We start from the raw sequence: 18,768 nt of genomic DNA on the forward strand, positions 1-18,768 counted from the left end.
CGTCTTGCGGCGGAGTTTCGGCGTTGACGGTCAGTCGAGCGCGCGCCGCAGGACGATGTCGCCGTGGCGGTTGCGGGCGTGGATCTTGACGCTGTCACCGGACTGGCCCGCATCCTGCACGGGCAAAGAGTTGCGAACAGTGCCCTTCGTGCTCTCCGCGTCCACGACGGCGGAGGTGTACTCGCTGACACCGACCTCGATGCCGCCGGAGCTGTTCTCGAGCTCCGCCGTGCCCCGCGTCAGCCTGCCGATCCGAATAGGACAGTTGGCGGCCTTGGCGACGACGTCTCCGTCGGCGCGGTCCACCTCGATGCCGCCGCTGGAGGTGCTCAGGTCGACGGCCGCCAACGCGTGGCCGATCCGGATCGTGCCGCTCGACGCCCGGTAGCGGACGGCGCCCTCGATCTCGCCGAGCCACAGCGCTGCCGAGCTGTTCTCGATGACCGCGGTGCCCGCGACGCGCCCGACGATGACGTCACCGGCCGTGAGGCTCGCCTTCAGGGAGCCGACGTGGTCGAGCTGGAACTTCCCGCCCGACGCCACGTGCAGCTCGCAGTCGCCGAACCGGCCGTTGGCGTGCACGTCCGTCCACACCGTGTTGATCAGCAACCTGGACCCGACCGGCAGTTCGACCGCGATGGCGGCCGATCCCGTCCTCTCCCCCGACTTCGAGGTCTCGATCGACAGCGTGCCGTTGGAGAAGTCGACCTTGGTGCGCTCGGCGACCTTCACATCCGACTCGATCGCGCTGTTGATGGGCTGGACCGTCACCACGGTGTCCGGGCGCTCTGTCGTGGCGATCCGCACCTGCACTCCGGCGGTGGCGAGCTTCACCGTGATGGGCTCGGGCGTGGCGAAAGTAGGCATGACAAATTCCCCTCTTGTGCGTGTGTGTCCCGGGGTGCCCGGTCTGCGCGGCGGTGCCTGCGGAGACCGGGTGACTGCCCCGGTGTGAAAGCGGAAGCCTGCGGCGATCTGATGTGCGCTAGCGCCGTGGAACTAGGAGATCTTGCGGCGGTATGCGGAGATGGCGAGGAAGTACGCGACGACGAGAACGCCGACGCACCAGCCTAGAGCGATCCAGATGTCGTTGCCCACCGGCTGTTCGGTCATCAGCGCGCGGATGGCGCTCACGATCGGCGTGACCGGCTGGTTCTCGGCGAACACGCGGACCGGGCCGGGCATCGTGGCGGTGGGGACGAAGGCGGTGCTGAGGAACGGCAGGAAGATGAGCGGGTAGGAGAACGCGCTCGCGCCCTCCGCGGACTTGGCGGACAGACCGGGGATGACGGCAATCCACGTGAGCGCCAGCGTGAAGAGGAACAGCACTCCGGCGATCGCGAGCCACGCCAGAACCCCTGCCCCCGAACGGAACCCGATCAGCAGGGCGACCGCTAGCATGACGACGAGCGAGATCAGGTTGGCGACCAGGGAGGTGAGCACGTGCGCCCACAGCACCGACGAGCGCACGATCGGCATGGACTGGAAGCGTTCGAAGATACCGCTCTTCATGTCCGTGAAGAGTCGGACCGCGGTGTAGGCGATCCCGGACGCGACGGTGATGAGCAGGATGCCGGGCAACAGGTAGTTCACGTACGAGTCGGAGCCGGTGTCGATGGCGCCACCGAACACGTAGACGAACAGGAGCATCATCGCGACTGGCATCACCGCGGTCGTGATGATCGTGTCGACGCTGCGCACGATGTGCCGCAGCGACCGTCCCAGAAGGATGGTGGTGTCACCCAGGAATCTAGTGATCATCTGCTTTCCTGACTCGTGGGTTCCGCGGAACGCCCGCCACCGTCTTCGCTGACGAGCGCGAGGAAGACGTTCTCCAGTGTCGGCTTCTTCTCCACGTACTCGACCTTGGCGGGCGGCAGCAGCTGCTGCGGCTCGGCGAGCGTGCCGTTGACGATGATCGTTCCTTTGTGGAGGATCGCGATCCGGTCGGCGAGCTGTTCCGCCTCGTCCAGGTACTACGTCGTGAGCAGCACCATGGTGCCGCGTCCCGCGAGTTCCTTGACCGCCTGCCACACCTCGAGGCGCGACTGCGGGTCGAGGCCCGTCGTCGGTTCATCGAGGAAGATCACCGGCGGGTTGCCGGACAGGCTCATCGCGATGTCGAGGCGGCGGCGCATGCCACCGGAGTACTCCGACACCCGCCGGTTCGCCGCGTCGGTCAGGGAGAACCGCTCGAGCAGTCCGTCCGCGATCCGGCCCGGATCCTTCAGGTTCCGCAGGCGGGCGACGAGCACGAGGTTCTCCCGCCCCGTGAGGATCTCGTCCACCGCGGCGAACTGCCCGGTGAGACTGATGGACTCCCGCACGCCCGCAGACTGCGTGGCGACGTCGAAGCCGTTGACGTCGACCGATCCCGCGTCGGCCTTGAGCAACGTGGACAGGATCCGCACGACCGTGGTCTTGCCAGCTCCGTTGGAGCCGAGCAGCGCGAAGATGCTGCCTCGCGCCACCTCGAAGTCCACCCCGCGCAGCACGTGCAGATCCTTGAAGGACTTCTCCAGGCCCGCGACGCGGATCGCGAACTCCTGGTTCTAGTCAACTGCCATCCAGGTTTCCGTCCTCTGGTCGGTCACTGCATGCCTCCCGTCACGCGGTCGATCGCCTTGGTCAGCCGGTCCCGCTCCCTGCGGATCCACGAGCCGCCGGGGTAGTTGCGCAGGAACGTCTCCGCGAACTCCACCGGGTCCTCGCCGACGACCTCGCGCAACGGGATTCCGTCGGCCGTGCTCTGCTCGAACAGGTCTGTCAGGTCCTCCAGCATCGTCACCAGGCTCTCCGACTGGTCAGGGCCAAAGTGCTGCATGTACCGCTGCAGCGCCTCGACCGCCGTGCGGTAGTCGTGAGGGAGCCGTTCGATCCGCTCCTTGCACTGCCGGTAGCGCCGTTTCTCCTCGAACGATCCGGTCACGACCTCCAGATACCGCAGGTAGCGGTTCTTCTGCTCGCCCGGCTCAGTGCCCACTGCCGTTCCCCCCTTCCCGGAGCTGTTCGAGCTGTTCGCTGAGGAAACTCCAGGTCTTCCAGAACTCTTCGAGATACTCCCGCCCCTCGTCGTTCAAGGAGTACACCTTGCGCGGAGGCCCCTTCTCCGAAGGAACCTTCTCCACGTCCACGAGGCCGCGCTGCTCGATCCGGACCAACAGCGCGTAGATCGTTCCCTCCGCGATCTCGGTGAACCCCCTGTCCCGAAGCCACGCCGTGATCTCGTACCCGTACGCGGACCGGCCGGCGAGAATCGCGAGGACGATGCCCTCGAGCGTGCCCTTGAGCATTTCCGTCGCTTGCCTGCCCAAGGACGCCTCCGAGCTACCTGGCGTTGCTGAGTACCGGTACACAGTAGCACTGAGTACCACTCCCGGCGCAAGGTCGTTTGGACGGACATGTGGCCGAGGTCGCGCGGCCGGACCCGCCCGGACCCGCCAGCGGGACAAGCAAGGCTCGGCGACGGCTTGCCCGCAGGGACAGGGCGCTGTATTGACCGGCCGATCGGCTTCGAAGACCGTGAGGGGTGATTCAAGTACGTCGTCTACGCAGTGGACTGGGGGCGAAACACCTTGGGGGACAAAGATTTGAACACGGACGTGGTGCTCGCGGGCGGCGGGCCGACCGGCCTGATGCTCGCCTGCGAACTCCGTCTGGCGAACGTCGGCGTGACCGTGGTCGACGCGCTGCCCGAGCGAACGGGTGAGTCGCGGGCGGGTGGAATACATTCCCGTACCTTGGAGGTGCTGGACCAGCACGGTGTGCTCGACCGCTTCCTCGATGCGGGCGATCCGACGCCGGTGGGCCACTTCTCCGGGCTGTGGCTGGACTTCGACGGACTCGAGTCCCGCCACCCGCACCCGCTGATGCTCCTGCAGTCCGTCATCGAACGGCTGCTGGAACGGTGGGCGGCCGAGCTCGGCGTGGAGGTGCGCTGGTCGTCCGAGGTGACCGGCCTGCGCCAGGACGAGAACGGCGTGGAGGTCGGCCTGGCCACGGGAACGACGCTGAACGCCCGGTACCTCGTCGGGCGCGACGGTGGGCGCAGCGCGGTGCGCAAGCTCGCGGGAATCGGCTTTCCCGGCACCCCGGCGACGATGACCGCTCTGCTCGGAGACGTCCGGCTGCCCGACCTGCCCGAGGACTTCATCTTCATGCGGCGGTGCCCGACCGGCCACTTCTCCGCCATCTCGCTGGAACCCGGCTGGTTCCGGATGATCACCTCCGAGTACGACCACATTCCCGGCCGTGACGAACCCACGACGTTCGCCATGCTGCGGGAGGCGCTGATCCGGCTCGCGGGAACCGACTACGGCATGCACAGTCCAAAGTGGATCTCCAGGTTCGGGGATGCGGCGCGGCAGGCGGACAGGTACCGCGACGGACGGGTGCTGCTCGCGGGCGACGCGGCGCACATCCACTACCCAGCGGGCGGGCAGGGGTTGAACATCGGCGTGCAGGACGCCGTCAACCTCGACTGGAAGCTCGCCGCGGCGATGCGCCGGACGCGCTGCTCGACAGCTACCACACCGAACGCCATCCCGTCGCGGAACGCGTGCTGCACAACACCCGCGCGCAGTCGGCACTGGCCAGGCCCGGCGCCGAGATGGACGCACTGCGCGAAGTGTTCGGCTCGCTCATGGTGTTCGACGACGTCAACCGGCACCTGCGGGAGATGATCACCGGCCTGGACGTGCGGTACCCCGCGGGCGACCACCCACTGGCCGGTCGCCGGGTACCCGACGCCACGCTGAAGACCGCGCACGGCGCCACCCGCGTCCACGAGCTCCTGCACGCCGCTCGCCCGGTCCTGCTCAACCTGAGCGGCAACACCGAGGTGACGGCGGCGGGGTGGACGGATCGCGTCGACGTCGTCGAGGCACGCAGTGAGCACGACTACTGGCCCGTCCCCGTCGTCGGCGAGGTCGACGCGCCCGCAGCGCTGCTCATCCGGCCCGACGGTCATGTCGCCTGGGTGGCCGACGCCGACGTCCCACCGGACGTCCCGGCTCTGCGGACCGCGCTGTCCACCTGGTTCGGCCCCGCCAAGACCGTCACACCGTGAAAGGGGTGCACGCTCCATGTTCGTCCCCAGCCACTACCGGGAACCGGACGTCTCCTGGATGGTCGACCTGATGCGGCAGAACCCCCTGGCGCTGCTGGCCAGCAACGGGAATCCGGCCGACGGGCCTTTCGCCACCCACCTGCCCGTGATCACCGATCCCGCCTGGGACGGTCCGCCCGCCGAGAAGCTGGCCGGCTGGCCGTTGCTGGGCCACATGAACCGGGCCAATCCACAGTGGACGGCGTTGGAGAACGGCGCCACCGTCCTGCTGACCTTCACCGGCCCGCACGCCTACGTGTCCCCGACCGTCTACGAGATCAGTCCGGCCGCACCGACGTGGAACTTCACGTCAGTGCACGCGCACGGCGTCGTGGAGAAGATCGAGTCGATCGAAGAGACACTGGAGGTCGTGCAGGCGACCGTCAAGGTTTTCGAGAAGTTCTTCGGCGACAGCTGGGACATGACCGAGTCCCTCGGCTACTTCCGCAAGATCGTGCCGGCTGTGGGCGCGTTCCGGATCCGGGTGACACGAGCCGATGGGATGTTCAAGCTCAGCCAGGAGCAGAAGCCCGAGGTCCGTAAGCGCGTGGTGACGTCGTTCTCCGAGCGCGGCTGCGGGAGGCACGCGCAGACCGCCGCTCTCATGACCCAACTGCCGTAAGGACTTCAGCGAGGCGGCCGGGCGTCACCTCGGCGCCCGTCATCCGTTCACGGTCCTGCGTTCGCCGACGTTCAGCTCCGCGCGCCGCGTGATGATCGAGTCGGTGATCTCGCCGGTGCGGATCACGATGTTCGACAGCAGCGACGACGTCAGCCCGTGGGTGTGCTCGGTGCCGCCCTGGAGGTAGATGCCGCACCGCATCTCCGGGACCGTGACGACGCGGTAGTCCCGTTGCACCTGAAGCCTGTGGGGTTCCAGAAGTGGGCCCACGCATCTAACCTGCGACGACAGGCACGGTCAACGGACACGGCATGATCGCCAGCCATGTCGCTGCGTCTGCTCTACCTGATCTTCCTCCGGCTGGTGGGCCTGCTGGTATTGCTGGGCCGCACGTCGGCGTCCAAGGACGCCGAGTTGCTCGTGCTCCGCCACGAGGTCACCGTGCTGCGCAGAGGCAACCCGAAACCTCGCCTGGACTGGGCCGACCGGGCTGTGTTCGCAGCGCTGGTCCGCCTGCTACTCAAGGGGCTCCGGCTGCACCGGCTGGTTACCCCGAGCACGATCCTGCGCCGGCACCATCGACTGATAGCCGCGAAGTGGACCTATCCACACCGGCACGGGCGTCCGCCCGTCAACGAGGCGATCGCCGGGCTGATCGAACGGATGGCCACAGAAAACCACAGCTGGGGCTACAAGAGGATTCAAGGGGAGCTGCTCAAGCTTGGACACCAGGTCGGTGCCTCGACGATCCGGCGGATCCTGAAGCGGGCGCGCATACCTCCAGCGCCGAGCCGGCACACCGACACGACCTGGCGGCAGTTCCTGCGCACGCAGGCCTCGACGAGGCTGGCATGCGACTTCTTCCATGTCGACTGCGCGCTCACCCTCCAGCGGATCTCCGCGTTCTTCGTGCTGGAGGTCGGCAGCCGCTACGCCCACATCCTCGGCACGACCACCAATCCGGGCGGCGGGTGGACCACCCAGCAGATCCGCAACCTCGTGATGGACCTCGGTGACCGAGTCGACGAGTTCAGGTTTCTCATCCGCGACCGGGCTGGCCAGTTCGCGGCCTCATTCGACGCCGTCCTGGCTGACGTGGCCATCAAGACGGTAAGGATTCCTCCACGCTGCCCACGGGCGAACTGCTACGCCGAACGGTTCGTACTCACCGCCAGAACCGAGCTCACCGACCGCATGCTGGTCCTGAGCCAGCGGCACCTCAACGCCGTGCTCGCCGAGTACATCCGGCACTACAACGGTCGACGGCCGCACCGGTCCCGCGACCTCCGCCCGCCCCGGCCGACCTACTTGGTGGCGAACCTCAACTCCCAGCGGATCAAGCGCCAGCGGCTTCTCGGAAGCTTGATCAACGAGTACGAACGGGCTGCGTAAAACTACTGGTCAGCGCCGGTGACCGATGTTTGGAACCCCACACGATCAAACGCGAGGTCGACAACAACGGCGGCCGCCACCGCTACCGGGCCGTGGCGTCGGCGCCTGCACCGCCGATCATGATCGCCGGGCGGGCGGCTGAGCTGATCCGATCGGCCTGACAGGGGCCGCCCGATACGACGTCCTCACTCCGTGACTTCGCCCCTCGTGCGCGGCGCTGCGTCCGCAAGCGCGGCGCCGGGGAGCGTACCGCGCGGTGCGGCCGCGTCCGCTGTCCCCAGGCACTGGCCGCTGTCGAACAGTCCCAGTTCATAGTGCACGGTGTGCTCGTCGTGCCCGCTGACGGCGATCCCGATGTCGTAGGTGCCGGGGTAAAGGACCTCGCCGAGGTAGTTCACCCGGTAGCGCCAGGGGACGAACCGGGGAAGCTTCCTGGTGGAGCCATCTCCCAGCAGGCCGTGTGCATGAGACGCGATCGCCTCGTCGTACCAGCCCAGCTGGGCGATGTAGTTGACGTGCCGGTTGAGATCGACGTCCCCGACGCGAGCGTGGATGGTGGCAGCGGCCGGGTAGTACTGCCGCTCGCGGCGGCGCGGATCGGGTTTCGACGCGACCGCTACACCTGTTTCCGCCAGTCGCAGCTCCTCGAGGTCGGCGAGCAGCTCGTCCGGCAAGGTGATCGGCCCGGACTTGTCGGCGAACACGATGGTGGCGTCGGCCGTGGCGACGAGGTTCCCGTCGACGAACATGCCCTGACCGTAGGTGTACGAGGACCGCCCAACCGCCTGGATACCGGTGCCGATCCGGATGGTCCCGCCGAACTTGCCGAACGCCGTGTGCCGTTCGACACACTGGCCGACAAACAGGATGTGGAACGGCCCGAACCCGCCGTCGGCCGCGAGCTTGTCGAAGCGCGAGAAGCGCAGGCCGACCCGGGGATGCTCGAACAGGCGCGACAACGCCACTGTGCTCGTCGTGCCGTCCGGTGCGAGGTCGCCGAACCGTTGCACCACCTGCTGGTGGTGGGGAAAGTCGGCCTCGGCCAGGGGCGCGGCGGCGGACTGCTCGTCGATGGTCAACGTTGTTCCTTTCGGGATGGTCACCAGGCTACGGGCAGGGACCGCAGACCGTAGATCAGCGCGCGCTGCTTGAAGGCGGGTGTGGCTGCGGGGTCGGCGAGGCACAACCCGGGGAACCGCTTCAGCAACGCCGGAAGCGCCAGCTGTAGTTCGAGGCGAGCCAGGGTCGCGCCGAGACAGTGGTGGATACCGTGGCCGAAGGCGACATGTGGGCAGCGGCCGCGGGTGACGTCGAGTTCGTCTCCGTCCTCCAGCAGCGCCGGATCGCGGTTCGCCGCGGGCAGCGAGGTCACCACGTGGTCGCCACGCCGCACCGGATGCCCGCCGATCGTGGTGTCCTCGACAGCCACCCGGACGAAGCCGGCGTGCAGGACCGAGGTGAAACGCAGCAGCTCCTCGACCGCGTCCTCGACCGCGCTCGGATCGTCGCGCACCAGCGCGAGCTGGTCAGGGTGGCGCAGCAACGCGAGCGTTCCGAGTGAGATCACGTTCGCAGTGGTCTCGTGGCCGGCGATCAGCAGCAGATCCGCCAGGCCGACCAGCTCCTCGTCGGAAAGCGCACCCGAGCCGTGCTCGCGGATCAACAGGCTCAGCAGGTCGTCTCCCGGCCGTTCCCTATGCCGCGCGACCAGGGTGTGCATGTAGGCGTCGGCTTCGGCGTCCAGCCGCAGCCGTTCCCGAGGGGTCATGGTCGTGTCGAAGAACCGGTTGCTGCGCGCACCGAACTCGGCCCGGTCGGCGAACGGCACCCCGAGCAGCTCGCAGATCACCAGCGAAGGCACCGGGAGCGCGAACGCGGAAACCAGATCGGCGGGCGGGCCTGCGGCCGCCATCGCGTCGAGGTGCTCGTCGATGATCGTCTGTATCCGCGGGGCCAGCGCCCTGGCCCGCCGGACCGTGAACGTCGCGGTCAGCAGACGCCGCAGACGGGTGTGCTCGGGTGGATCCAGCATCAGCAGCCGACCTGCTCGGCGCCGCTTCATCTGCTCGTCGTCCACGCCCTCGGCGGCTAAGCACGTGGCCAAAAGTCTTGTCCGAAACCTTCGGGTAGCCAGGGGCTGGTCCAGGGCGCGGCGGTGATCAGGTTCTGTTCGGTGCTCCGGTCGCGGAAGTAGGCGTGTGCCTGTCGGACGCGGCCGGCCATCGTGGCTGGCGCGGTGTTGGCGATGTGGTGCTTGAGGCCGGCCCAGACGCGTTCGACGGGGTTGTCCTGCGGGCTGTATTTCGCGCCCTCGATCAGTAACAGGCGCGGGTGTTCGGCCAGCCAGCGGCGAGTGATCCCGCTGTGATGGGTGCCGCCGTTGTCACAGATCACCGCGACAACAGGGGCGTCGGGGTAGGCGTCGAGTACCTGTTGCAGGAAGTAGCAGAACACCACGGAGACGTTCTTGACGGAGACGTGGTGGTGCCAGGCGCCGGTGGTGAGGTCGATCGCGCCGTGGATGGTGCGGCGGATGTTGCTGCCGGGAGTCAGGATCCGGTGACGCAGGCCGGTGGGCATCCAGCACGATCGGACCCGCGGCAGCAGGTCGAGGTGGGTTTCGTCCTCGGCCAGAACCACGGAGCCGGTGGGGAGTGCGGCGAGGCGGGCCTGGATCGTGGCGCAGGTCGTGTCGTGGTCGGGGTCGCCTTTGGCGATCAGCCGGGGACGCCGCCACCTGGCGTGTTCACGCAGTCGCCGGTAGAAGGTGCGCAGGCTCATTTCGGGGCGTCGGGCGGCGCGCCACAGTCGTGCGGTGGTCCAGGCTTTCGGGGTGTGCAGCAGGGTGTGGATGCGGTGTCCGAGCGTGGGGCTGCCCAGGCGGGGGCGTCCGCTGCGGGGTCGGTCGGGTAGCCCGTTGATGCCGTCGCGGGTGTGTCGGGTGATCCAGCGGCGCACCGTGACCGGCTCGTAGTGCAGAAGTTCCGCGATCTCGGGCGCGCTCATCCCGGACGCGGACAGCAAGACGATGACGATGCGGGTGGCGACTCGCCAGGGTCCGTGCAGCGCGGTGACCAGTTCGAGGTGCTGGGCAGGGGTCAAGTCGGCGTAGACATGCGCGGGGCGCATACTGGTGGAGGCCTCGTCGTGGTGGAGTCTGGTGTGGTAACCGAATCCAACCCGACGAGGCTCTTCACGTTCACGGCAAGGTCAACTCACGCGAGTTACAGACACAACTTCTGGCAACCTGCTTAGACCGGGCGAGGGGCCGATCGCGTCGAGCCGCAGCCGTTCGGCATCGCCGTGCACCGCCCGGACGTCGTCATAGCGGCTGAAGAGGGTGGCCTCATGCCCCAGCGGCGACCGCACCCGGTAGACCTCGCCGGAGTCGCGTCGCCGCCGAACATCCGGGTCGAGACCGAACCCGTCTCGTTGGGAGGCCAGTTCGGGCAGAGCCGGTGAACTCGCGTCGTCGTCCATTCTGATCTCCTCTCAGGGGCCGGGGCCTGTCAGCCTGGTCCGACGGAGCCACGCTGTCGGCGGCCAGGTTACGGGGCCGGCCGGAAGGTGCCGCACGGCGAGTCACCGGGCGCCCGTTGCGTCGAGGAGGCACACGGCGGGTGCGGGAGGCGGATCGGAGAAAGCCAATGGTGGAAACACCGGGAGGGCTATCCGAGCCTGCCTCACGTCGGGTGTGGTTCTTGGACGCCAAGCTACCGCTAACGAGCCGGCGCCAGCAACGACACCGGCCGGCCGTCGATGGTGCCGGTCACCTTCACGTACGGTGCGTCGCCGTCGAACAGTGGGGCGGTCATGGTCAGCGTGTCGCTGCCGTTGACCGTCACGGTCGCGTTCAGGGCGTTGGTCTTCCTGTCGAACACCGCGTGCCCGGTGACGGTACTGTCCACAGTGAACTGGGTTTCCTGGTAATCGATATGGTCGCCAGATTTCACAGAGGATCCACCGCGCAGGCCGCGGCCGTGCGTGCCGGTCATCCGGATGCTGCGGTACGCGGCGTCCTCGACAGCGTTCCACGCCACCATCGCCAGCTTCCAGTCGGCCAAGGTGCTGCGATCTTCGCTGTACGCCGCTCAGCGCACGAGTTCCACGAGCTCGCCACGTGCCCGGCGCTCTACACGACGACGAACGCGGCCTGCGGGATGACCTTGGTCAGCTGGGCTTCCTCCTGGCTGTCAAGGTAGTCCAACCCTGTACGTGCCGAGAAGTACATCCATGCAGGTCAACAGTCATCGGCGTGCGACCAGACACCCCCTGGCATGCTCACCGCTCATGCTCATTCGCTTCGCCTACCTCGCCGTCACCAACGCCTTCGCCGCGCTGCGGCTACTACCGATGACCAACCGCGAGAAGGACATTGAGATCCTCGCCCTACGCCACCAACTCACCATCCTGCAACGACAACTCGGCGATCAACGCCCTCAACTTCGCCCCGCGGACAGGACATTTCTCGCAGCGCTCCTCGTGCCACTGGCCCGCGCAACCCTGCGCCGACCCCAACTGCTGGTCAGCCCGGACACAGCGCCGCGATGACATCGCGACCTGGCCAAAACCCGCCACGCCCACGCGAGCGTGAACCACAGGCCAGGGCGTCCACGCACGCGCGCCTCGATCCGCCACCTCGTCCCCCGTCTGGCAACTGAGAACCCCTCACGGGGCTACCAGCGCATCCACAGCGAACTCGCCCTGCTCGGTATCAGGATCGCTCCCTCCACGGTATGGGAGATCCTTAAAGCCAATGGCGTCGCCCCGGCCCCCGCACCGGACGACCGTCACGTGGGCCGACTTCCTACGCTCCCAGGGCAAGGCAATCCTGGCGATGGACTTCATCGAGACCGTCACCCTGACAGGACAGCGCCAGTACATCCTTGCCGCGATCCACTACGCCGGCAGACGCGTGCGCGTTCTCGGTACTACCGCGCACCCGACCCATGACTGGGTAACACAGGCCGCCCGCAACCTGCTCATGGACTTGGAGGAGGTCGAAAGCCTGGCTCAGGTCAGGTTCCTCATCCGCGACCGCGACGCCAAGTACCCCGCATTGATCGATGACATCCTCGGCGGCGCGGGGATCACCACGGTGCTGACCAGCGTCCGGAAACCTCGTATGAACGCGATCGCCGAACGCTGGGTGAAGACGCTCCGCGCGGAACTGCTGGATCGCACACTGATCTGGAACGAAACCCACCTCCGGCACGCGCTGCGCGAGTACAAGCGGCACTACAACCTGCACCGAACCCATCGGTCGCTCGCCGCCGCAGCACCTCTGCGATCCCGACCCCAGCCTCTTGAAACCGACCGGATCGAACGCCTCGCGATACGCCGACAGGACCGCCTCGGCGGAGTCTTACACGAGTACCTACATGCCACTTGAACTGCATGGGTGAGATTTTCAGCACGGGCACCGCCTGATCGAACGGAGCGAACTGGAGCCGATACGCACGCGCCACGCCCGCCACTTCCGCGAACTGGCCAAGCACTACGCCGATACCTGGTACGGACCCCAGGAGGTCGAGCTGCTGCGGCGGGCGAACGAGCAGATCGCCAACTTCCTCGCCGCGATGGACTGGTGCGCCGACGCCGCAAGCGACCAGGCCCGGATGGGCCTGGAGATCGTCTACCACCTAGCCAGGTTGCGCCTACCGTTCTTCTTCGCGCGGCTGGGCGAATGGTGCGACCAGTTGACCAGGTTCCTCAACCTCGTGCCGGTCGAACCGGCGCCCGAGCGCATCGGCGTTGCTGGGCTGGACCCGCCTGTGCCAGGGCCTGCCCGAGCAGGCCGAGATCCGCCTGCGGCACTGCCGCGAACTGGCCGCGACGGCCGACATGCCGGCCGACGACATCGCTCCGTTGGTGTTCCTGGAAGGTGCCTGGCTGATGGAGGGCACGGGCGCCCCCGACTGCATCCCCGTCGTGGGGCGCGCGGTGGAACTGTTCGCACGGCTGGGCCCGGAGTTCCGCAGTGACCGGCGCAACTTCCTGCTGATGTGGGCGCTGGGCGGCGGCATCTGGGACGACGACGCCACCGGCACCCGCATCGCGCAGCTCTACCTGGACGACGCCCAGGCCGCCGGGGCGCAGTGGGCGATCAGCTGGGCGCAGTGGGCCAGGGTCCTGGCGCCATTGATGCACGAGCGCCCCGTGGAGGCCGTCCAGTGGTTCCGCGCCGGTCTGGACAGGAGACCCAGATCGAGCTGCGCGAGCGGTGGGGCTCGACCTGGAGTAGCGAGGCGTGTTCCTGGGCGCTGGCCGCCATCGCCGGGCGGCTGGAGGCCGGCAACTCCGAGAGCGGCGCCCGCCAAGTGGCCGAAGCCGCCGCGATCCTGATGAGAGGCGCGCTGGCCATCCAGCGCAACACCCACGTCAACGTGGTCGGCCTGGTCCCGTTCCGCCGGGAACGCGACCGCGCCCACGCCACCCTGGAACGACTGCTGGGCCCGCAGTGCTTCCGGGAGTGCTTCGACAAGGGCGCGGCGATACCCGCCGCGGAGGTGCTCCACTTCGCGCTCACCACGCACATCGTCGAGGGCGACACCCTGAGACAACGCGAGGAGTGCTACGCCAACGCCACGTGGAGCACCCTGACCCAGCGGCAGCAGGAGATCGCGGACCTGGTTTCCCAAGGGCTGACCAACCAACAGGTCGCCGGAAGGGTGCACACCTCGCGCGGTGGCGTGGAGCAGCAGCTGACCATCATCTGCCGCACCCAGGGCGTCACCGACCGCACCGCCCTGACCGCCTGGATCAAGCGGGTGCACGCCGACACGTCCGAACTCGCGAACACCGGGGCGACAGGACCCGGCGAGCGGTCACCGAGCCGATGAAGCCCTCACCGCGAGGCCGTCGTCCACCCTCCACCGCACGGGCAAGCCGGCCAGACCGCGCAACACGCCGAACGTACGCCGGGGCACGAACCCCGGCTCGACCTCGAAGTCGCCGAGGACCTCCAGCAACTCATCGAGGACTACCCGCACCTGCAACCGGGCCAGGTGCTTGCCCAGGCAGTGGTGCGCCCCCGCGCCCCACCCCAGGTGACGAGTCGGACAGGGGCGGCCGAGACGGAACCGGTCCCCGTCCTCGAACAGCGCCCGATCGCGGTTCGCGCTGCCCCACAGCAGCAACAGCCGGTCTCCCCTCCTCAGGTCCTCACCGGCCAACCGGGTGTCGTGGCGCACGGTGCGCCCGGTGGCCGCCACCGCGGACTCGTGCCGCACACTTTCCTCCACCACCGCCCCCAGCAACGTCCGGTCGGCCGACACACGCGCTCGCAAGCGCGCGTCCGAGCCCAGCACGTACGCGGTGTTGGCGATCGTGTCCCCCGCGGTCAGCGTGCCCGCCGCGAGCATGAGGAAGCCGTGCTTGAGCAGTTCCTCGTCGGTCGCTGGCACCCCGTCCACAGCGGCGTTGACCACCGCGCCGAACACGTCGCGCACCGGCGCACCGCGCCGCTCACGCACCAACTCGGCCAGCACCTCGGCCAGCCGCTTCCCCGCCGCACCCGCCTGCTCGGGGTCGGCGGCCGTGAACAGCTGCCTGATCAGGGCCGCGGTCTCCGCACGGCAGACCTCCGGAACCCCCAGCACGGTCACGGTGACCAGTGACGTCACCACCGCCGCGAAGTCGGCCACCAGGTCCGCCCGGCCACTCAGCGCCAGCCCGCCCAGCACCTCGCGGGTCATGCGCCGGATCTCGGGCTCGTAGCCCACCGCCGCGGCCGGGGTGAAGAACGGTTGCATCGCGCGCCGCCAGACGGTGTGCGCGGGCCGATCGGACTCGAACAACGGCGCCGTCACCCTGTTCAACGCCGGCAGCACCATCGTGGCGCCCAATCCCTCGACCGCCGACGAGAAGGTGTCGTCGTCCTTGGCCGCCAAGTCGACTTCCCGTGCCCCCGCCACCACGAAGAAGCCGCCGTAGGCCGAGCTGCGCGCCACCGGACACGCTGCGCGCAGCTCGGCGGTCCGCTCGTGGATCACGTCGCCGACCCCGGGCGCGAGGTGGTCGAACGCCTCCACCCACGGTGGAATAGGACCGACCTCGTCCCCGCGACGGTCACCTTGGAGCACGTCCCGGTCCGCCATCACACCCCCACGACTACTCAGTTTCAAGCCTGCGCGACGATCAGTGGCGCGATTCAGCAGCAAACCAGGTCCTCGTCACCGAGGAAACCCCCTGTGATCGCATCTCCGCACGCCTCGCAGCTCAAGGCTGTAGTGCCCCCCGCCGCTCCAACGGTGTTGGCGCACCCCCTGGTCGGCGATGCCGCGTCGTCAGGGGGCACGGTGAAAATTCAAGGGTCCCCTGGGCGGCTCGAACGAGCCGGGCAGGGTCCTCTCACCGGCGATGCGATCCAGCCGGAACGCCCGGTCTTCGCCTGGCGTGACCCGTTGGGTTGATCCAGCTGATGTGGCCCCTGGGAACTGATCCACTGTTGTGAGAGTTGAGGCAGAGTGATCATTAGGAGGTCACTGTGCCCATGAGGTACCCCTCGTCGGTGCGTCGCCAGGTCTGTCTGCGACTGCGCGGCGGCGAGCCCGTCGCCGAGGTCGCGGCTGGCTCCGCCCACCCGGCCGACAACCGCAGCGTCATCCTCGAGTTCCTCGTCGACGACGTGGATATCGTGCACCAGAACCTGACCGGCTTCGTCGAGGACTTCGTCAACGAACCCACCACGATGCCCTGGGGCAACCGCTCACTGCTGTTTCGCGACCCAGACGGCAACCTCGTCAACCTCTTCACCCCTGTCACCCCGGCCGCCATCGAGAAGTTCGCCCGCTGAGACCAGCACAGTCGCCGGTAGGCGCCCGCGGCCGGATGACAGTGCAGTGCCGACCGTCAGAAGCTGACGACCTCATGCTGGTGTCGGGCCGATCTGATTGCGCCGGGGTTGGCCGCCGCTGTGCACGGGGGCGATCGGGATCCGTGAGCGCTACCGCAGTTGGTCGCGGCGGCGGGTCAGGTAGGCGGTCTCGGCGGTGTTGCCCGCCAGTTGGATGGCTTTGTCGTAGGCCGCGCGCGACTGCTGACTTTGGCCCAGCCGGCGTAGCAGGTCGGCGCGGGTGGCGTGGTAGGGGTGGTAGCCGGACAGCTTGTCCTCAAGGCGGTCGACGGCCGCCAGTGCCACCTCCGGGCCATCGAGTTCGGCGACCGCGATGGCCCGGTTGAGGGCGATGACCGGCGAGTGGTCGAGGCGGACGAGCTGGTTGTAGAGGGCGAGGACCTGCGACCAGTCGGTGTCGCGTATGTCGCGGGCGGAGGTGTGTACGGCGTTGATCGCGGCGAGGATCTGGTAGCGGCCCGGAGCGACCCCGGCGGCGGCAGCGGCGAGGCGCTCGCGCACCAGCCGGTGGCCCTCGGCGATCAGCGCGGCGTCCCAGGACCCACGGTCCTGCTCGTCAAGGGGGACCAATTCGCCGCTGGCCGAAACCCGGGCGGTGCTGCGGGCTTCGATGAGCAGCATCAGTGCCAGCAGCCCGGCCACCTCACCGTCCTCCGGTAGGAGGGCGCGGATCAGGCGGGTGAGCCGGATCCCCTCGGCGGTCAGGTCGTGACGTACGGGATCGGTGTCGGGGCCGGTCGCCAGGTAGCCCTCGTTGAACACCAGGAACAGGACGGCGAGCACGCTGGACACGCGTGCCGGGAGATCCTCCACGGACGGCACCCGATACGGGATGCGGGCCGCCTTGATCTTGGCCTTCGCGCGGGTGATCCGCCGCTCCATGGCGGTCTCCTGCACCAGGTAGGCGCGGGCGATCTCGGGCACGGTCAGACCGCCGACCATGCGCAGCGTCAGCGCCAGGCGGGTCTGCATCGCCAGCGCCGGGTGACAGCAGGTGAAGATCAGCCGGAGCCGGTCGTCGTCGATGGCGCCGACAGGCTCGGGCGGGTCGTCGTCGTACACCATCTGAGCCTCCTTGTGCTTGTCGTCGCGCTTGTTCTCGCGTCGGATCCGGTCGATGGCCTTGCGGGTGGCGGTGGTGGTCAGCCAGGCGCCGGGGTTGGGGGGTACACCGTCGGCCGGCCACCGTTCGACGGCGGTCGCAAACGCCTCGGCCGCCGCTTCCTCGGCGATGTCGAGGTCACCGAAGCGCCTGGTCAGGGCGGCGACCACCCGGGCCCACTCCTCGTGGTGGGCCCAGGTGACCGCCTCGCGGACGTCGACGTCGTTCACTGGAACGGCCGCACCTCGATCTTCCGGTCGCAGACCTTCGACGCCTCGGCGGCGAGCTTGAGCGCCACATCCAGATCGGGGGCCTCCCACACCCAGACGCCGGCGAGGTACTCCTTCGACTCCACGAAAGGCCCGTCGCTGAACACCGCCTGCTCGCCCCGGTTGTCGATGACCGTGGCCGTGTCGGTGTCCGCGAGTCCGCCCGCGAAAACCCAGTAGCCCTCGGCGATCAGTCGTTCGTTGAACGCGCTGATGGCAGGCTGCCTGTCCGTGCTGCCGGGATTGCTCTTGTCATCGATCACGGAAACCAGGTACCGCATCTGAAGATCATCTCCTGTGGTGTCAAGACAGCGTGGTTCGGTGGTCAGGGACTTCAAGCCGTTGGCGCATACTGCGGGCGCCCGGCCGGCCGGTAGACCTGGATCGTCACGCCCTTGGAGTCGACGCGCGACTCGACCAGGTCGAGCGCAAGATCCGGGCCCGCGTCGGGGAACAACCGCGCGCCCTGGCCGACGACCACCGGGACGGTGATCAGAGTCATCTCGTCGACCAGATCGTTGTCCAGCAGCCACCGGGTCAGGATGCCACTGCCGTGCACCTGCAGCTCACCCCCCGGCCGGGCCTTCAGTTCTCGGACGGCGGCCGCGACGTCTCCGGACAGGACGGTCGTGTCCGACCACGCCGGATCGGTGAGCGTGGTCGACGCCACGTACTTGGGCCGTGTGTTCAACGCTTCCAGGACGGACTCCCAGCCAGGGGCGTCCTGGACCGTAAAGGTCCCCCATGAGCTGGCGAACAGCTCGTAGGTCCTCCGGCCGAACAGGAACGCCTCGGCGCGCTGGTAGGTCTGGTTGATGAACGCGTGGGTCTCGTTGTCGCCCTTCCCCCGGGCCCATCCGCCGCGCTCGAATCCGTTCCTGCGGTCCTCATCCGACGCGTGGCCGTTTCCCTGCATCACTCCATCGATGGTGACCTGAGTCACGGTCGTCAGCTTCATGATCGCGGTTCCTTCACCTTGGCGCCGCCCCCTTGCGGGCGGCCTCACCCCTGCTACGAACGCCTCTGCCCCGATCCGACACCGCCTCCCGGATTTTTTTGAAGATCTTTCCGGGACGCCGGTCGTCAGCGATCCAGCAACGCGACGGGTTCGGGCGACCGCGCTCCCCCTGCCCATGGGCGCCCAGTGCGGACAAGCTCTTGGACCAGATGGGCAGCGGAGACCCCGACTCGTCGTCCGCTCATGCCGCCGACAGCGCGTTCTCCAGCCCGAGACGCGATCATGCCCAACGTCCAGCGATCCCCCGCCGATGCTTCTCGACCTGCGCGGATGGGATAACCGGCACGCACAACGCCATCGGCGGCATCGGGGCCCGGGCGCACCCGCAAGTGGGGCGACCCCGAGGTCGGCCAGCACCGAGGCCTGCGGGTCCGGCTGGCCATCCAGGGCGGAGTAGCCGG

At 68.2% G+C, this 18,768-nt stretch carries 22 protein-coding genes and 2 pseudogenes; 9 read left to right on the plus strand and 15 right to left on the minus strand.

What is annotated here, in order from left to right:
• Positions 1-30 precede the first annotated feature (30 nt).
• The 5 genes and pseudogenes from KALB_RS26885 to KALB_RS26905 all read right to left on the minus strand — a co-directional run bounded on the left by KALB_RS26885 (position 31) and on the right by KALB_RS26905 (position 3,314).
• The gene (locus tag KALB_RS26885) at positions 31-867 is read right to left on the minus strand and encodes a DUF4097 family beta strand repeat-containing protein (RefSeq protein ID WP_025358786.1); all 837 of its coding nucleotides are present in this window, start codon (positions 865-867) and stop codon (positions 31-33) included.
• 132 nt (positions 868-999) lie between these two features.
• The gene (locus KALB_RS26890; RefSeq protein ID WP_025358787.1) at positions 1,000-1,761 is read right to left on the minus strand and encodes an ABC transporter permease; all 762 of its coding nucleotides are present in this window, start codon (positions 1,759-1,761) and stop codon (positions 1,000-1,002) included.
• Positions 1,758-2,537: pseudogene (locus KALB_RS26895) on the minus strand (ABC transporter ATP-binding protein). The gene KALB_RS26890 and the pseudogene KALB_RS26895 overlap by 4 nt, the downstream one beginning before the upstream one ends.
• A 53-nt stretch (positions 2,538-2,590) precedes the next feature.
• Positions 2,591-2,983: a DUF1048 domain-containing protein gene (locus tag KALB_RS26900; protein WP_025358788.1), complete on the minus strand. Its 393-nt coding sequence runs from the start codon at positions 2,981-2,983 to the stop codon at positions 2,591-2,593.
• Positions 2,973-3,314, minus strand: coding sequence for a PadR family transcriptional regulator (locus tag KALB_RS26905; RefSeq protein WP_025358789.1), 342 nt, complete (start codon positions 3,312-3,314; stop codon positions 2,973-2,975). The genes KALB_RS26900 and KALB_RS26905 overlap by 11 nt, the downstream gene beginning before the upstream one ends.
• 276 nt (positions 3,315-3,590) lie before the next feature.
• Between KALB_RS26905 and KALB_RS26910 the strand changes: the two genes are divergently transcribed.
• The 3 genes from KALB_RS26910 to KALB_RS26920 are packed head-to-tail and all read left to right on the plus strand — an operon-like array spanning position 3,591 to position 5,729.
• The gene (locus tag KALB_RS26910) at positions 3,591-4,682 is read left to right on the plus strand and encodes an FAD-dependent monooxygenase (RefSeq protein WP_025358790.1); all 1,092 of its coding nucleotides are present in this window, start codon (positions 3,591-3,593) and stop codon (positions 4,680-4,682) included.
• Positions 4,643-5,068 (plus strand): aromatic-ring hydroxylase C-terminal domain-containing protein, encoded by a 426-nt coding sequence (locus KALB_RS49440; protein ID WP_236650029.1) that lies wholly within the window; start codon positions 4,643-4,645, stop codon positions 5,066-5,068. The genes KALB_RS26910 and KALB_RS49440 overlap by 40 nt, the downstream gene beginning before the upstream one ends.
• 16 nt (positions 5,069-5,084) lie before the next feature.
• Entirely contained in the window at positions 5,085-5,729 is a 645-nt protein-coding gene (locus tag KALB_RS26920; RefSeq protein WP_025358792.1) for an FMN-binding negative transcriptional regulator, read from the plus strand.
• Between the two features lie 39 nt (positions 5,730-5,768).
• Here the strand turns inward: KALB_RS26920 and KALB_RS26925 are convergent.
• Positions 5,769-5,975, minus strand: a pseudogene (locus KALB_RS26925) (hypothetical protein); the annotation flags it as partial.
• Between the two features lie 78 nt (positions 5,976-6,053).
• Here KALB_RS26925 and KALB_RS49445 point away from each other — a divergent pair.
• Entirely contained in the window at positions 6,054-7,121 is a 1,068-nt protein-coding gene (locus tag KALB_RS49445) for an integrase core domain-containing protein (RefSeq protein WP_025358794.1), read from the plus strand.
• A gap of 185 nt (positions 7,122-7,306) precedes the next feature.
• Here KALB_RS49445 and KALB_RS26935 read toward each other — a convergent pair whose 3' ends face one another.
• From KALB_RS26935 to KALB_RS26955, 5 genes are all read right to left on the minus strand, one after another.
• Entirely contained in the window at positions 7,307-8,200 is an 894-nt protein-coding gene (locus KALB_RS26935) for an acyl-ACP thioesterase domain-containing protein (RefSeq protein ID WP_025358795.1), read from the minus strand.
• A gap of 20 nt (positions 8,201-8,220) precedes the next feature.
• Positions 8,221-9,225, minus strand: coding sequence for a cytochrome P450 (locus tag KALB_RS26940; protein WP_236650030.1), 1,005 nt, complete (start codon positions 9,223-9,225; stop codon positions 8,221-8,223).
• Positions 9,210-10,250, minus strand: a complete 1,041-nt coding sequence (locus KALB_RS26945; protein ID WP_025353822.1) for an IS630 family transposase — start codon at positions 10,248-10,250, stop codon at positions 9,210-9,212. The genes KALB_RS26940 and KALB_RS26945 overlap by 16 nt, the downstream gene beginning before the upstream one ends.
• 81 nt (positions 10,251-10,331) lie before the next feature.
• Positions 10,332-10,601 (minus strand): hypothetical protein, encoded by a 270-nt coding sequence (locus KALB_RS26950; protein ID WP_025358797.1) that lies wholly within the window; start codon positions 10,599-10,601, stop codon positions 10,332-10,334.
• 239 nt (positions 10,602-10,840) lie between these two features.
• Positions 10,841-11,185 carry a hypothetical protein gene (locus KALB_RS26955; RefSeq protein ID WP_025358798.1) on the minus strand — a complete coding sequence of 115 codons (345 nt, stop codon included), beginning with the start codon at positions 11,183-11,185 and terminating at the stop codon, positions 10,841-10,843.
• Between the two features lie 226 nt (positions 11,186-11,411).
• Between KALB_RS26955 and KALB_RS49450 the strand changes: the two genes are divergently transcribed.
• From KALB_RS49450 to KALB_RS26970, 4 genes are all read left to right on the plus strand, one after another.
• Positions 11,412-11,672 carry a hypothetical protein gene (locus KALB_RS49450; protein WP_236650031.1) on the plus strand — a complete coding sequence of 87 codons (261 nt, stop codon included), beginning with the start codon at positions 11,412-11,414 and terminating at the stop codon, positions 11,670-11,672.
• A 286-nt stretch (positions 11,673-11,958) separates the two neighbouring features.
• Positions 11,959-12,513 (plus strand): transposase, encoded by a 555-nt coding sequence (locus tag KALB_RS48715; protein WP_236650032.1) that lies wholly within the window; start codon positions 11,959-11,961, stop codon positions 12,511-12,513.
• A gap of 362 nt (positions 12,514-12,875) precedes the next feature.
• Positions 12,876-13,466 carry a hypothetical protein gene (locus KALB_RS26965; RefSeq protein WP_025358799.1) on the plus strand — a complete coding sequence of 197 codons (591 nt, stop codon included), beginning with the start codon at positions 12,876-12,878 and terminating at the stop codon, positions 13,464-13,466.
• A complete protein-coding gene (locus tag KALB_RS26970) occupies positions 13,442-13,963 on the plus strand; it encodes a helix-turn-helix transcriptional regulator (protein ID WP_025358800.1) in 522 nt (173 codons plus the stop codon). The genes KALB_RS26965 and KALB_RS26970 overlap by 25 nt, the downstream gene beginning before the upstream one ends.
• Here the strand turns inward: KALB_RS26970 and KALB_RS26975 are convergent.
• The gene (locus tag KALB_RS26975) at positions 13,949-15,220 is read right to left on the minus strand and encodes a cytochrome P450 (RefSeq protein WP_081789527.1); all 1,272 of its coding nucleotides are present in this window, start codon (positions 15,218-15,220) and stop codon (positions 13,949-13,951) included. The genes KALB_RS26970 and KALB_RS26975 overlap by 15 nt on opposite strands.
• A gap of 413 nt (positions 15,221-15,633) precedes the next feature.
• Here KALB_RS26975 and KALB_RS26980 point away from each other — a divergent pair, with 413 nt between their 5' ends.
• On the plus strand, positions 15,634-15,918 hold the full coding sequence (locus KALB_RS26980; RefSeq protein ID WP_420811799.1) for a VOC family protein: 285 nt from the start codon (positions 15,634-15,636) through the stop codon (positions 15,916-15,918).
• Between the two features lie 150 nt (positions 15,919-16,068).
• On the opposite strand, the gene KALB_RS26985 is transcribed toward KALB_RS26980, so the two are convergent.
• Genes KALB_RS26985 through KALB_RS26995 form a run of 3 tightly spaced genes read right to left on the minus strand, consistent with a single transcriptional unit; the run spans position 16,069 to position 18,307 of the window.
• Positions 16,069-17,310 (minus strand): RNA polymerase sigma factor, encoded by a 1,242-nt coding sequence (locus KALB_RS26985; protein WP_025358803.1) that lies wholly within the window; start codon positions 17,308-17,310, stop codon positions 16,069-16,071.
• Positions 17,307-17,630, minus strand: a complete 324-nt coding sequence (locus KALB_RS26990; protein ID WP_025358804.1) for a YciI family protein — start codon at positions 17,628-17,630, stop codon at positions 17,307-17,309. Before KALB_RS26990 ends, KALB_RS26985 begins: the two co-directional genes overlap by 4 nt.
• 53 nt (positions 17,631-17,683) lie before the next feature.
• Positions 17,684-18,307, minus strand: coding sequence for a dihydrofolate reductase family protein (locus tag KALB_RS26995; protein ID WP_025358805.1), 624 nt, complete (start codon positions 18,305-18,307; stop codon positions 17,684-17,686).
• Positions 18,308-18,768: the final 461 nt, after the last annotated feature.

Origin of the sequence: Kutzneria viridogrisea DSM 43870, from assembly GCF_000525635.1 — a bacterium.
Classification (GTDB): Bacteria; Actinomycetota; Actinomycetes; order Mycobacteriales; family Pseudonocardiaceae; genus Kutzneria; species Kutzneria viridogrisea.